Here is a 13,442-nt window from a genome sequence, read left to right as displayed (position 1 = left end):
AACCCAACAACAACCAAAGATCCAAAACAGGGAGACTACGATGACTGAATTGAATGTGAATCGGCGCAGGCTGCTGACAGCGGGTACCACCGCTGGATTGGCCGCAGCGTTCGGACTGCCCATGCTGTCCAAAGAAGCCATGGCACAAGCGGCCGGCAAAGAGTATGTGTTCCTGTCCATCGTAACGCAGGTGCCGTTCTGGGTGGACTATCGCAATGCGATGGAAGACCTTGAAGAGTTAATGGGCATCAAGGCCACATTCACCGGCCCGTTGGATTTCGACACGGCCGCACAAGCACGCCAATTGGATGAACTGATCGCAAGACGTCCCGCAGGCATCCTTATCTTCCCCGGTGATCCGGCCACTCTGGCTCCCGGCGTCGAACGTGCGGTCGAGGCGGGCATTCCGGTCACATGTTGTATTGGCGATATTCCCGACAGTCCCCGGTCCACATTCCTTGGTATCAACGGCGTTCAGGCAGGACGTGTCGGCGGTGAAATGCTCGCACAAGCGATTGGCGGGAAAGGCAAGGTTATCCTCGGCACTTTCCCTGCCCCCTCCACATTGGAGCGGGTCGAAGGGTACAAACAAATCTTTGCTGAGAAATACCCAGATATCGAGGTCGTCGACGTCGTCAACGATAAGGCCGACCCGTCCTATGCGCCGACAGCCTACCTTCAGGCAATTCAGGCGAACCCGGATATTGTTGGCATTGGCGGCACGGACGGCGACAGCGGCAAAGGCGCGGCAATTGCCGTCAATGAGGCAGGACGCAAGGACATCAAGATCGTCGCGATGGACCGAAATGATGATATGCTTCCCTATATCGAAGACGGCACAATTCACGGCGCTGTGGCTCAGAAATCCTATCTGGAGATCTTTCTCGCCTTCCACATGATGCATTGGCAGAACACTGATGCGCTGAAGGTCTTGCCCGATTGGAAGGCGGCTGGCATCAACCCTTTGCCGGAGCGCGTTGAGACCGGGGTTATGCCGATTACGGCCGAAAACGTCGTCCAGTTCAAGCACACCTAAGGGATTGTCCCGGCGCATTCGATCGCGCCGGGAAACCGATAGGAGGGGGTACATGTCGGACAGATGGAGCGTTCTTAACCTGCAGCAAAACGATCTGCAGCTGACACTCCTGCCCGGCATCGGGGGCCGCCTATGGGATATAAACTTCCAAGGTCGCTCCCTCCTATTTCAGAACGCAGATCTCGACGGTTTGGATGTCAATGACACACGGCTTACTGATCTGCCCACACGCTCTCCACAATTTGGTTTTCCGCTCTGGGGCGGAGAGAAAACGTGGATCGCCCCAGATGCATCCTGGGTAAACGGCGCTCCGTTTCCCGTGTTGGACAGCGGCTCTTACCAGATCACTTCAAGAAGCAGCACTCGTATCGACATGACCAGCGCATTATGCCCGACCTCGCACTTGTCAGTGTCGCGCCGCATCACGCTGACCTCGGCGGAAAGCTGGGAAATAGAACACATCGTAGTCAACCATGGGACATCCTCGCGCCTGACTGGCATTTGGTCAGTCATGATGCTTAACACCCCCACCAAGGTCGGTGTCGAATTGAAAGACCCTGCATTTCATCCTGTTTTTGGCTCTTCCGAAGGGATGATGGCTACGCACGGCAACGGCATTGTCGTGGATTGCAACAGACAGCAGGAATTCAAGGTCGGGCTACCGAACCCAAACGGACGTACAGTGGCGCGGTGCGGCGCTGATGGCCCTCTGCTGATGTGTTCAGTACCAGAACCTCAACAGGGCGATCAATTTGTACACGACTATCCGTTTGAGGTCTTTAACTCGGGCGATTACGCCTATTGCGAAGCGGAGTGGCACTCCCCGGCACGCAACCTCGCACCGAATGAAACGCTGAATTTTCGGCAAACGTTCCGCGTCTTGGCGGAGGAAGATGCATCCCAAATGCCATTGGGCCTCACAAACAACAAGGAGTTCCTGTCATGCATGTCTTGATTACAGGCGCTGGCGGGCACCTAGGCCGCAAACTTTTCGACGCGCTAGAGAGCGACTGCGATTACATCGTTTCTGGCCTCGACATTCGCCCCGTTGATCATCCCGACATTCACACAGCAGACCTGTCCGACGACAGCAGTTGGGTCAGTTTGCTAAAGGGAGTGGACGTTATCGTGCATCTAGCTGGTGACCGAGAGCCCTCCGCCACTTGGGCCTCCGCGATCAAACACAATATGGATGCAACGCTTTCTCTCTATCACCATGCGGCAGCCATGGGCGTCAGGCGCGTGGTTCTTGCCAGCTCCAACTGGGTCCATGGCGACAAAAGGTTCACGCATGAGGTGCTCAACAGCGCGACACCACCAGGGCCAGTAAACGCCTACGGCATGTCAAAGCTATTCTGTGAACGGACAGGGGCCTATTTCGCCGAGCATCACGGACTGTCGGTCATCTGCTTGCGCATCGGCTGGACGCAATGGACTCACGGCAACCAACCTGGCACACACATGGCGATGGGCCGGTGGGGTCAGGAAATGTGGTTGAGTGATCGGGACTTTCTAGGCGGAATGCGCGCCGCAATGGATGCTAAGGATATTTCCTTCGCAGCCTTGAACCTGATGTCAGACAACCCAGGTATGCGCTGGGATATCACCGAAACACGACAAGCGATTGGCTACTCTCCAGAGGATGGAAGCCCCGCGAAAACAACAGTGGGCATTTCCTTGAGATCCATGCTGCAGCGGCTGTTTACAGTCCGACTCCCCAGCTATTTCGCGACACGTTTCCCGAATTGGTAGAGTACAAGGCCCGGGTATTGTTGTCGCGTCGCGCAATCAGTTTCCGAAACTTCGCATCGAAGTATGCACTGAAAAGGTCAGCGTTGTCCGCTTCGCGGTCGACGGAGAGCAACATAACGAGCGCCAGAATTCGCAACCATTGGGTTTTGATTGTACGACACCAAACAGCGAGCATCGCTGAAGGGGTGTGACTTGAAACGATCTTTGGTTGAATGCGAGTCTTATCTGCGGACCGAACGAACCATCATTTCAACCCCTCATATAGCCGTCATTGATCATGTGTGCAGAGAACGCACGCGATGAGCCCATTTTTGCCGATGCTGCGCGATGTCCGAACGAAGGCAACGCGCAGTAAACCAGCTTTGCGAAATCGTGAGAATAGTCTCTTAATCGCCGTTCGAACCAAGACTAATTTTCGGTCTGATACCTCGCCAAGAGCGGGAACATCACTATGTTTTCTATATGCGAAGTAGGCGCCAGCTCGGTGTCAAGCTGGATTGTTCGCAAAATGTGCGAGTATCCAGCCCCGAAAACACTCCGTCTTGCGCGACAAGGACTGTGCGCCAACCCCGTGCTGCTGCACCGAGGATATCGGTGTGAAGAGTGTCACCGCACATCGCGATGCGTTCGGGCGGAATTCCTGGAAGCGTGGCTTCGACCATCTCAAATACTTCCGGAAATGGCTTGCCAAAGAACCTGATGTCTTGAAGGCCCTCATCTGCCAGCAAATGCCCGTAGTGACCGGGCTCCAGTGAAAACCCGAAGTCCCGTGGCGCTGCCAGATCAGCATTTGCGATCACCACTGGGCGCGGGTTGACCAACAAGCTGTCGCAAAGCATGGATTGTTGTGATTGTTGCCAGATTTCGGTCGAGAGAAACAAGAAACCGTCAGCGCGGTCAAAGTCTGTCTGGTCTGCCTCAAGCCTGATCGTCTCGGATAAGATGTCCGTCAGGTCGTCAGACGGAGAGGCGATGCAGCCCCACAGACCGTCGTTCAGGTTTGCCAAGGCTGCGTCGCGGCTGGTTACAATCTCATCTGCGTCAACCTGCATTCCGAGCTTTTGAAATTTGGCAGTGGCGCCCTGGTGATTATAGCTGGCGGCATTGGAAAGAATGCGAATCTGGTGTCCGCCTTCCCTGAGCTCTTTCAAACGAGCTGCCGCACCGGGAATCGGGGTTTCCCCAACATTCAGAACGCCAAAAGCATCAAACACAAAGGCGTCTACCTCGTCGCCAATATCCAGAAGTGACTCTATTTCCAGAGTGGCTGCGGTGAATGTTGCTTTTGGGAGTCTGGGACGTATGGACTGATAACGCGAAAATATCGAGTTGGCGTCAAACATGTGTCCAAATGTCCTCCTTTTTTGATGAGCGCCCCGACAAGTTTGACGCAATCCAGAATGTAGCATCAACAAAGCAAAATGGAAGAAAAAACAACATTATTAGCAAATCGTTGTTACGGAGATTTGAAATTTCACGTGCAAAGCATTGATAGATATAATCTTTACGAAACTTGCAACTAGGGCGTTCTACAAGATCTTATGTGGTTTTGGTTGAAAAATGTTGTTTTGTTGTTTCTTAGTGGTATGGTTCTGGCAACTTGAAGGGGGATAAATGGCGTCAAAGAAGATCAGACGGAGGGATTTGATCCAGCAGGTCGTGCAAGAGCGTGGCGGTGTCAGTGTGGGGGCTTTAGCGGAAATGCTAGGGGTCTCGACGCAAACCATCCGCCGCGATCTGGACATTTTGTGCGACGGTGAAAACCTGCGGCGCGCGCATGGGCGGATCGAGCTGGCTGAAAGCCGTTTGAATACCCCATTTGATCAGAGAGCCGGAACGAACATACGTGGCAAACGGTCGGTTTCCGAACTTGTTGCGAGCATGATCCCCAACGGGGCAAACGTGTTCCTTTCAATCGGATCGACTCCGCTTGAAGTTGCCAAGGCACTGTCCGGCCACCAGGAGTTAACGGTCATCACGAACAACCTGAGTGCCGCGATGGCGCTGAGTAATGAAATCTCAAACCGTATCCTTTTGCCAGGAGGCGAGCTGCGCCTGCCCGATCGTGATTTTATCGGCGAAGAAGCAACCGATTTCTTTGACAGGTTTCGTGCCGAGTTCGCAATATTTGGCGTTGCCGGTGTGGCGCATGATGGTGGGTTGTTAGAATTTCATCCAGCTGAGGTTCGGGTGAGAATGAAAATGCAGCAGCACGCAGCCAAATCGATCCTCGTAATAGACAGCAGTAAATTTGGTCGCATTGCGCCAGCATTGGGCGGCAACATCTCGGATGTCGACGTTGTCGTGTGCGACCGTCCTCCGGGCCCTGAATTTTCCGATCTCGCAGACAGTTTGGGCGAAGCCATTACTTACTCACAAGGAGAGCGCTGAATATGGCAGAACCGTTTGTTCACGTCGACAATATTGCTAAGCGCTGGAATGGGCAGCTTGGCGTCGAGAATATTAATCTTTCGATCCCGCGTGGTTCGTTCGTAGCGCTGCTTGGCCCGTCGGGCTGCGGCAAGTCAACGACGCTGAGATTGCTGTCGGGACTAGAATTGCCGGATGAGGGGCGGATCGTCATTGACGGGCGTGACATCACTACTTCTGCCCCTGCAGAACGCAATCTGTCGATGGTGTTCCAGTCTTATGCATTGTTCCCGCATCTGAGTGTCGCGGAAAACGTTGTTTTTGGCCTCAAGGTGCGAAAAGTCGTCGCGGCGGAACGGCGCGAGAAACTGACCCGGGCGCTCGAGATCACTGGCTTGCTGGGCTATGAGCAGCGTAAGCCGGGGGAATTGTCGGGTGGTCAGCGCCAGCGTGTGGCGCTTGCACGTGCGATCGTGGCAAACCAGCCGCTGTGCCTGATGGATGAGCCGCTTTCGAACCTTGATGCCAAGCTGCGCGCCTCTGTGCGCAAGGACATCAAAAAACTTCAGGTCGATTTGGGCATCACCGTAGTTTACGTCACGCATGACCAAACCGAAGCGATGAGCATGGCCGACATGGTCGTGCTGATGAAAGACGGCCATATCCAGCAGACAGGGTCCCCGGAAGAGCTTTACTACAAGCCTGCTAACACTTTTGTCGCCGAGTTTGTCGGTGCCCCGCCAATGGCGCTGATCAAGTCAGAAGGCGTGCCGGGATTTGAGCGCGCAACGACAATTGGCCTTCGCGCCGAAGCGGTGAAGGTGGTGGAATCGGGCAAGGGCAGGCTGACTTGTAAAGTATCGGAATGCGAATTCCTGGGTTCCGAAACATTCATTGGCCTGTCACATCCTGCTGCCAATGGTCTGACCGTCTCCATGCCCGGACTGAAACATATTCCGGCAGGAGAAGATCTGGAGATCAGCTTTGCCGATGAAGACCTGCATTTCTTTGACGACATGGGCAAGCGACTGGCCGGGTAGGTCGAGCAACTGAACTTTGGAAAGGCAAGAATAACTGTCATCACTGGGAGGAAAAAATGAACGTTATTAAGAAGATAAGTTTGGCTGCCGTCTCGGCCACCGCGCTGACATCGGCGGCGGCGGCTGAGACGGAACTAACAATGTATTATCCTATCGCGGTTGGCGGCGCGCTGACCGAGGTAGTGGATGGCATCGTTGCCGATTTTGAAGCCGCCAACCCTGACATCAAGGTCAACGCGATCTATTCAGGCAACTATGACGACACGCGCGTTCGTGCCTTGTCCGCACTTGCATCGGGTGAACCGGCTCAGCTGGCGGTGATGTTCTCAATCGATGCCTATGATCTGATCGAGCAGGATCTGATCGTGGCCTACGAAGATATCGACGGGGTTAACCCGGGCTGGCTAGAGAGCTTTTATCCTGCATTGATGGCCAATGGCCGGATCGAGGGTAAAACTTGGGGCATTCCATTCCAGCGTTCAACTATCGTTGCCTATTACAACAAGGACCAGTTTCGTGCGGCAGGTCTTGACCCTGAGGCACCGCCCAAGACCTGGGACGAGCTGATTAGCATGGGCAAGGCACTGACCAACGACGACACCTATGGCCTGATGATCCCATCGACAGGCTATCCCTATTGGATGTTCCAGGCGTTGGCGATCCAGAACGGCAAGGAGGTGATGTCCGATGACGGCCTGACCACCTATTTCGATGACGAAACCGTTGTCGATACGTTGGAATTCTGGCAGTCGCTGTCGCAGGAGCATGGCATCATGCCCACTGGCACCGTTGAATGGGGTACCCTGCGGCAGGCGTTCCTTGAAGGTCAGACCTCGATGATGTGGCATTCGACCGGCAACCTTACGGCTGTGAAGAACAACGCCAGTTTTGACTTTGGCGTCGCCGAGCTTCCGGCCAATGTGCGGCTGGGTTCGCCTACCGGCGGCGGCAACTTCTATGTTTTTAAGGAGACATCGGACGAAGAGCGCGCGGCGGCCATGAAGCTGATCGAATTCATGACCTCTCCCGAGCAAGCGGCAGCGTGGTCCATCGCGACCGGCTATATGGGCGTGTCTCCGGCAGCGTATGAAACCGAGGCGCTTAAATCCTATACAGAAGAGTTCCCACCCGCTCTCGTTGCCCGAAACCAACTGGAAAATGCTGTTGCCGAATTCTCGACCTTTGAAACCGCACGCGTGCGCGAAGGTCTGAACAACGCAATTCAGGCGGCTTTGACCGGCACAAAATCGGCTGAAGACGCGCTGGGGGAAGCCCAGACGGCGGCTGTGCGCCTGCTGCGTGATTACCAATAACCTCAACTCCCTGGCGTCGGGCAGAGATGCCCGACGCACCCTACCTTGAGGGCCGCTATATGGCAGAGCATGTGAATATCGAGCGTCGTAGACAGGCCATCTACGGTTGGATTCTGTTGTCACCAGCGGCAATTCTACTGACGACCTTTGCGTTTTATCCTTCGCTTGCGACCTTGTGGTCGAGCTTGTACAGCCGAGAAACCAGAAGACGCCCCAGCGAATTTGTCGGCGGCGAGAACTATGCCGACCTGTTCGCCGACCCAACCTTTTGGAAAGTTGTCGTGAACAACTTGATCTATGCGGGCGCGACCATCCCTATTTCTATTGCAATTGCGCTTTCGATGGCGCTTTGGGCGAACTCCAAGATTCCGGCTCGCGGGTTTGTACGCACCGCCTATTTCACGCCCACGGTCCTGCCAATGATCGCAGCGGCAAACCTTTGGCTGTTTTTTTACACTCCCGGGTTGGGTGTGCTCGACCAGATCGGCGGTCTGTTTGGCCTTCCCTCAATCAACTGGCTGGGACAGCCTGAAACTGCGCTGTGGGCTGTAATCATCGTGACGATCTGGAAAGAGGCTGGGTTTTTCATGATCTTCTATCTGGCGGCCTTGCAGACGATCCCTGAGGACCTCAAGGAAGCTGCCGACATTGAAGGCGCCAGCCGCTGGACCTATACGCGCCGGATCGTACTGCCGTTGTTGATGCCGACGACGCTATTTATCATGGTCAATGCGTTGATCAACTCTGTGAAATTGATCGATCATTTGTTCATCCTGACCAAGGGCGGGCCCAACGACGCCTCCAAGCTTATCCTTTATTACATCTGGGAAATGGCCTTTGCCTTCTTTGATGCGCCCCACGCAGCGGCAATGACCATCCTAGTGCTTGTCGTGCTCGGCGTGGTTGCCGGCGTCAAGTTCACCATTCTCGACAAGCGGACTCACTACCAATGAGCGGATTTTCCAAACATATCGAATCCTTTGGTGCACTGCTGTTGGCCGTGATTTGGATTTCCCCGCTGGTCTTTGCCTTTTGGGCGGCGTTCCACAGCACCTCAGACGCGGTCAATTTTAACATCACGTCGCCATGGACGCTCGACAATTTCCGCACCGCTTGGGAGGGCGCGCCTTGGCTACGCTATTTCCTCAACACCTTCCTTTTAGTGACGGTGATCCTTATTGGTCAGTTCTTTGTCACGACGCTGGCAGGATTTGCCTTTGCCCAGGTCCAGTTTCCGGGTCGAGATTTCGTGTTCATCCTCGTGTTGATGCAACTTTTCATCCTGCCCGAAGTGTTGATCGTGGAAAACTATGCAATGGTTTCACGCCTCGGATTGTTTGACACGATTCTTGGCGTCGGAATGCCCTATATGGCCTCTGCCTTTGGCATTTTCCTAATGCGGCAGGCGTTTAAGGGTGTTCCTATAGAACTGCATGAGGCAGCGCGCGTCGAAGGCTGCGGCTGGTTCGGAATTCTTTGGCGAGTCTATGTGCCCTTGGCGCGCCCGACATATCTTGCTTATGCGTTGGTGTCGGTATCGACCCACTGGAACAACTTCCTCTGGCCGCTCATCGTGACCAACTCGCCCGACACACGCCCGCTGACGGTTGGCCTGTCGATCTTTGGCGCACCGGAAAATGGTGTGGACATAAGCGTCATTTCAGCGGCAACGATGATGTCCGTTGCGCCCTTGTTGATCGCGTTCCTCGTGTTCCAGCGTCAATTCGTTCAGGCTTTCCTGCGCGCGGGAATCAAATAGTCATGGCGACGTTTCTTCATCTAAGTGACTTGCACGCGGTATCGCGCGGCGATTTGTGTTCAGGCGTGCTTGATACCCGTTCGATCCTGATTGGGGTCATTGATCGATTGATCGAAAAAGGTGAAGCTCTTGGCCCGCTCGACGCGGTTCTAGTAACTGGTGACGTCAGCGAAGATGGCAGCCCGGGCAGTTACGATTTCGCGCGCGCGCAACTGGAGCGGTTTGACCTGCCTATTTATCTTGTTCCTGGAAATCATGATGCGCGCAAGCCAATGCAAAAGGCCTTTTCAGGTTTGGACACCATGCCAGTGGATGGGCTTGTCGATTGGGCGGACACAGTGGGCGATACCCGTGTTATCGGGCTTGATACACTGGTTGAAGGACAAGGCGGCGGCAAGCTGCGCGTGGAAAGTCTTGATCTTTTGGAGCGGGAACTTTCTGGGTCTGACGGGCCGGTTGTCGTTATGTTGCACCACCCGCCATTTTGCATCGGGATTGATTTCATGGATGTTATCGGACTGGAGAACCGTTCCGATCTGGCAGATATTCTTTCAGTTCACTCAGGGGACATCACGGTGTTGGCTGGACATGTCCATGGCGTTCACATTGGTCGCGTTGGCGGTCACGTTGCCATGACAGCGCCGGGCCTTTGCAGCGGTTTTGCACTGGATCGACGCGCGGCCGCTCCAGTTGGTTTTTTTTCTGGACCTACGGGCTGCGCAGTTCTCGAGACCGGAAAGAACGATATATGGAGCGTTGTTTCGCTAGACGCTGCCGAGGGGCCGTACTCATTCTGAAGTGGCCGGATTGGCCCGGAATCCAAAGACTCGGTGATAGTAGAAAACTCACCCACAATTATTGTTTTGAATTTGGCTGCTGCTGCGGCACTTCTGTTCGGGGCTGTTCGCCTTGGGCGCACTGGTTTTGAGGGAGCCTTTGGAAGCCAGCTGCGGTTTTTTTGCGCCGGTCGACGGGAAACCGGTTTGATTGGGTTAGCCCTGATTTTTCTGTCGCTTGATCTTATTCGCGACACCAACGCGCCTCTGGCAAACAGCGAGGCCGCTCCGGGGGCCTTGAATTACCTTTCTGCTGACCCGTTGACGGCCTTTTTGCTGGCGGTGTATTTTGCCTGGCTGGTGCATTACTGCGTCGCAGCGATATTGTTGCTTGCAACCCTTGCGGCTCAGAGCGTTCTGCCCCTGTCGGCGACTTTTGCCATGGTTCTTGGGACCAATCTGGGCGGTGCCTTTATTGCGTTTGTTCTGACCTTGCAGGCCGATGTCTCGGTGCGCCGGGTCGTGTCTAGCAACTTGTTCCTGCGTGGCGGTGGGGCGGGGCTGGTGCTGTTTTTGCTCTTCCGGCTTGACGGAGTTGACCTTGTTTCCGGGGCTAGCACCGTTCAGCAGGTTTTGAACCTGCAATTTCTGCTCAACTTTATGCTTCTTGTTGGCTGTATTCCGTTTCTTGGCCCGATGATGCGTTTGGCGGAGAGTATTTTCGCTGATGACAAAAAAACAGCGCCAAGACCAACGGACGTACGGACCTGGATCCTTCGGTTCAGAACCAGCCGTCGCGCGCCTTTGCTTGTGCGCATCGTGAGTTGGTCGAAATGAGCAATAGGATCGAGATCATGATGCGGGACTCAATGTCACTTTTGACAATTACGATGATGCCATTGCCCAAAAACTGTTGCGCCCGGGTGAGGCCGGGGGGTGGGGTGCGACTTCCGACTCAATCGGGTATCGGGCGGAAGAACCGGCAAGCGATTTGATTTCAGTGGCAGCTCAGGGGCAGAAAAACGTTGAATTGGACTTATTCAAAGTTTTCAGTGCCTGTGGAACGTCACTGATATTTGACTCAATCGACGACCAAAACCTCAATAAATTAGTGAACCCCGTCATTCAAATCTGACTCAAACGTGAAGCATTTCTGACCCAACCTGCGAAGCAACACTTCGCTAACACTTGGCGTTGCCCTATGTATCCGACGTCAAAAGCACAAAGCCTAACCTACCCCTCCACTACGATCCCGCAAACTGTTACTGAACCCCGAACGGAAGATGTCTTGACGCGTGAAGCATAATCACAGCAAGGCCTATCATGGCTGGGCTCATGCCTTGAAATCTGCGTAAGGTTCCTCAGTTAAGTGAACCCAGAAAATCGTTTGGCCCGCGAAGCCCCCAAATTGGACGCCGGAATCTATCACTCGTGAAGTATTGTAGTCTTTACCGGGCCCAGGAGGAGGCACCTTTGCATGTGCAACTCGTAATGCCTCTTCAAGACTTGCACCTACTCCTTCGTACAGAACGATTTCGGCAGTCATACCGCACTCCTTCAAGTTAATTTTGGTTCTAAGAACGCAACAATCGCATCCGTGATCTTTCCTCCAGAAGCCTTGTCAAACGTAATAAACATAGGCTGAGTATTTATCTCTAAGAAAATCAATTTGTCAGTTTCATCGCGCATAAAGTCCGCAGCATAAAACGTCAAACCAAGAACTTCAGCTAGTTTCCTAAGACTGCACAGTAAGTCGCCTGGTGGGTTAGTCAGCTCGATTTTTGCCTGATGTCTCTCTCGGTAATCCAGGTCTTCGCTGGTAATGCTGAAAGCGACTGCCTGATCTCCGACACCGAAAACCCTCATTTCTGGACGGTTAAGTTTTTTTTGAATGAAGCGCGGATAGTCAGCCTCACGGGTATATCCGGTTTGCTTTGTGGCATGTGTGAGCGCTGATTGAAGCTCAATGGTTAAACTTCCTCCGGCTACTGGTTTAACGATTGTCTGGGTACCTTTATAGTGATCAACCTCGCTAGAAGAGAGTGTTCCGATAAGTGTCTTGCACACTTCCAAGCCGCATTGTCGAGCAAGAATCAGGTTGTATATCTTGTTGTTTTCACAAGAATTTGAAAATCTGTTGAAGCACCGTATTTCTTCGTTGGCCAGCATCCATCCGCGTATCGCATAAAACCAATTGAGAGCTACAGACGAAAGGTTGCTGTCTTTCCGGCTTTGTTGCGCCCAGAATACGTCATGCCGAATGAACGTTGAAGAAGGCCTAATAAGTTCTCCATCAACAACAATACCGGGCTCATCCAATTCGATTGCGATGTTTGGTGCGCAGTCCGGTCCGACAATCAAGTCCTTGAATGGCACGCCCAAATGTATCAGACGCCTAATCAGCCATCCGATGTTTGGGTCCAATTGGCCTCCTGCTACGAGTATCAAACCTAAACCAAATTACTTATGAGTTAGTCTGGGTCCTCTTCACCCAGAGCTTTGGTCGTGATCCCTCCGATGTCCTCTTCCTCGCCAATGGCCAGCGTCGTCACAATGCCATCTTCTTCGCCGACCGGCATCGTGGTGACTGGGGGATCTTCCTCGCCAACTGCCATTGTGGTGACGTCCTCGGAAACTCGGCCCTCGGCTTCTTCTTCGCCGTCCGCCATTGTCGTAAGCGGAGGATCTTCTTCGCCGAGCGCCAAGGTTGTAATTGGCGGATCTTCCTCGCCAATAACCAACGTAGTCAACTTTGAATCGCTCATCGAATAATCCTCTCGTCAAAATTGGTGAATACAGTATAGCACGCTGGCACCCAAAAATACATAAACGCATATTCGGAACGAGCTAACAGGACCATCGTAAGCGTCCTGTCAGAGCGTTATCTCCAAGGCAACGTTCGTTGACATAGGCGGTCTCGATGACAGCTAGGTGTCCGCGCCAGCTCAGCCACCAACACGTGATCGGATGAAGAAGTGTTTTGGCCCAAGGCGATGGCCCGCATAGCGTGTTCGGAGGTGTTATTGCGGCGTTCAAGGTCACCGTACGTGAAGTACAATTGGGTCGCGTTAACCTATCATATGCGGATGGTATCGGCGTTCCTGAATCGGACATTGCCTTGATCGCGACCATGAGGCCGTCCAAGCTGTCAATTCAACGCTGATGAAAGTGCTCAGCGGCGTGTGGCCATATGCTGCAACAGCTCCGAGGTTTGCTGTGTGCTCATAGTTCCAGATACTGCATTTTGCACGAGTGACTTCGGAGCACCGATTGCCGCCGTTGGCCTGCGAAAGGACGGCGCAGAGCGGATGAGGTGGATGGCTCCTGCTCCACCGGCATCGAACGTGCCAAAGTGCAGTTGTTATCGACTGCTGGGAAAGGAGCCACCCAATGACA

Annotated in this window: 13 protein-coding genes; 10 read left to right on the top strand and 3 right to left on the bottom strand. The window is 53.7% G+C overall.

What is annotated here, in order from left to right:
* Positions 1–40: 40 nt before the first annotated feature.
* The 3 genes from ACR0LX_RS12385 to ACR0LX_RS12375 are packed head-to-tail and all read left to right on the top strand — an operon-like array spanning position 41 to position 2,788.
* Positions 41–1,036: a substrate-binding domain-containing protein gene (locus tag ACR0LX_RS12385; RefSeq protein WP_010437236.1), complete on the top strand. Its 996-nt coding sequence runs from the start codon at positions 41–43 to the stop codon at positions 1,034–1,036.
* Between the two features lie 52 nt (positions 1,037–1,088).
* Entirely contained in the window at positions 1,089–1,991 is a 903-nt protein-coding gene (locus tag ACR0LX_RS12380) for a hypothetical protein (RefSeq protein WP_480783978.1), read from the top strand.
* Positions 1,979–2,788, top strand: coding sequence for an NAD-dependent epimerase/dehydratase family protein (locus ACR0LX_RS12375; protein ID WP_480783977.1), 810 nt, complete (start codon positions 1,979–1,981; stop codon positions 2,786–2,788). Before ACR0LX_RS12380 ends, ACR0LX_RS12375 begins: the two co-directional genes overlap by 13 nt.
* Before the next feature lie 458 nt (positions 2,789–3,246).
* Here ACR0LX_RS12375 and ACR0LX_RS12370 read toward each other — a convergent pair whose 3' ends face one another.
* On the bottom strand, positions 3,247–4,131 hold the full coding sequence (locus ACR0LX_RS12370; RefSeq protein ID WP_480783976.1) for an HAD-IIA family hydrolase: 885 nt from the start codon (positions 4,129–4,131) through the stop codon (positions 3,247–3,249).
* A gap of 271 nt (positions 4,132–4,402) precedes the next feature.
* On the opposite strand from ACR0LX_RS12370, the gene ACR0LX_RS12365 reads away from it, so the two are divergent.
* The 7 genes from ACR0LX_RS12365 (at position 4,403) to ACR0LX_RS12335 (ending at position 10,883) form a co-directional block, all read left to right on the top strand.
* Positions 4,403–5,179 carry a DeoR/GlpR family DNA-binding transcription regulator gene (locus ACR0LX_RS12365; RefSeq protein WP_480783975.1) on the top strand — a complete coding sequence of 259 codons (777 nt, stop codon included), beginning with the start codon at positions 4,403–4,405 and terminating at the stop codon, positions 5,177–5,179.
* Between the two features lie 2 nt (positions 5,180–5,181).
* Positions 5,182–6,198 carry an ABC transporter ATP-binding protein gene (locus tag ACR0LX_RS12360; protein ID WP_170398781.1) on the top strand — a complete coding sequence of 339 codons (1,017 nt, stop codon included), beginning with the start codon at positions 5,182–5,184 and terminating at the stop codon, positions 6,196–6,198.
* Between the two features lie 56 nt (positions 6,199–6,254).
* Positions 6,255–7,511: an ABC transporter substrate-binding protein gene (locus ACR0LX_RS12355; RefSeq protein ID WP_480783974.1), complete on the top strand. Its 1,257-nt coding sequence runs from the start codon at positions 6,255–6,257 to the stop codon at positions 7,509–7,511.
* A 59-nt stretch (positions 7,512–7,570) separates the two neighbouring features.
* Positions 7,571–8,464: a carbohydrate ABC transporter permease gene (locus ACR0LX_RS12350; RefSeq protein ID WP_480784158.1), complete on the top strand. Its 894-nt coding sequence runs from the start codon at positions 7,571–7,573 to the stop codon at positions 8,462–8,464.
* Positions 8,461–9,270 (top strand): carbohydrate ABC transporter permease, encoded by an 810-nt coding sequence (locus tag ACR0LX_RS12345; RefSeq protein WP_108861532.1) that lies wholly within the window; start codon positions 8,461–8,463, stop codon positions 9,268–9,270. Before ACR0LX_RS12350 ends, ACR0LX_RS12345 begins: the two co-directional genes overlap by 4 nt.
* 2 nt (positions 9,271–9,272) lie before the next feature.
* A complete protein-coding gene (locus ACR0LX_RS12340) occupies positions 9,273–10,067 on the top strand; it encodes a metallophosphoesterase (protein WP_480783973.1) in 795 nt (264 codons plus the stop codon).
* A gap of 186 nt (positions 10,068–10,253) precedes the next feature.
* Complete coding sequence (locus ACR0LX_RS12335) at positions 10,254–10,883, top strand: hypothetical protein (protein WP_480783972.1); 630 nt, start codon at positions 10,254–10,256, stop codon at positions 10,881–10,883.
* A 720-nt stretch (positions 10,884–11,603) separates the two neighbouring features.
* On the opposite strand, the gene ACR0LX_RS12330 is transcribed toward ACR0LX_RS12335, so the two are convergent.
* A complete protein-coding gene (locus ACR0LX_RS12330; protein ID WP_480783971.1) occupies positions 11,604–12,470 on the bottom strand; it encodes an ATP-grasp domain-containing protein in 867 nt (288 codons plus the stop codon).
* Positions 12,471–12,517: 47 nt separating this feature from the next.
* Positions 12,518–12,811 carry a hypothetical protein gene (locus ACR0LX_RS12325; RefSeq protein ID WP_480783970.1) on the bottom strand — a complete coding sequence of 98 codons (294 nt, stop codon included), beginning with the start codon at positions 12,809–12,811 and terminating at the stop codon, positions 12,518–12,520.
* Between the last annotated feature and the right edge of the window lie 631 nt (positions 12,812–13,442).

Source organism: Ruegeria sp. CH11 (assembly GCF_056537105.1).
The sequence above is the reverse complement of the archived record's forward strand: the minus strand, read 5'-3'. Positions and strand labels throughout refer to the sequence as shown.

Coding starts and splice junctions, on each gene's coding strand:
- ACR0LX_RS12385 (WP_010437236.1), top strand. CDS start 41: ATGACTGAATTGAATGTGAATCGGCGCAGGCTGCTGACAGCGGGTACC.
- ACR0LX_RS12380 (WP_480783978.1), top strand. CDS start 1,089: ATGTCGGACAGATGGAGCGTTCTTAACCTGCAGCAAAACGATCTGCAG.
- ACR0LX_RS12375 (WP_480783977.1), top strand. CDS start 1,979: ATGCATGTCTTGATTACAGGCGCTGGCGGGCACCTAGGCCGCAAACTT.
- ACR0LX_RS12370 (WP_480783976.1), bottom strand. CDS start 4,131: ATGTTTGACGCCAACTCGATATTTTCGCGTTATCAGTCCATACGTCCC.
- ACR0LX_RS12365 (WP_480783975.1), top strand. CDS start 4,403: ATGGCGTCAAAGAAGATCAGACGGAGGGATTTGATCCAGCAGGTCGTG.
- ACR0LX_RS12360 (WP_170398781.1), top strand. CDS start 5,182: ATGGCAGAACCGTTTGTTCACGTCGACAATATTGCTAAGCGCTGGAAT.
- ACR0LX_RS12355 (WP_480783974.1), top strand. CDS start 6,255: ATGAACGTTATTAAGAAGATAAGTTTGGCTGCCGTCTCGGCCACCGCG.
- ACR0LX_RS12350 (WP_480784158.1), top strand. CDS start 7,571: ATGGCAGAGCATGTGAATATCGAGCGTCGTAGACAGGCCATCTACGGT.
- ACR0LX_RS12345 (WP_108861532.1), top strand. CDS start 8,461: ATGAGCGGATTTTCCAAACATATCGAATCCTTTGGTGCACTGCTGTTG.
- ACR0LX_RS12340 (WP_480783973.1), top strand. CDS start 9,273: ATGGCGACGTTTCTTCATCTAAGTGACTTGCACGCGGTATCGCGCGGC.
- ACR0LX_RS12325 (WP_480783970.1), bottom strand. CDS start 12,811: ATGAGCGATTCAAAGTTGACTACGTTGGTTATTGGCGAGGAAGATCCG.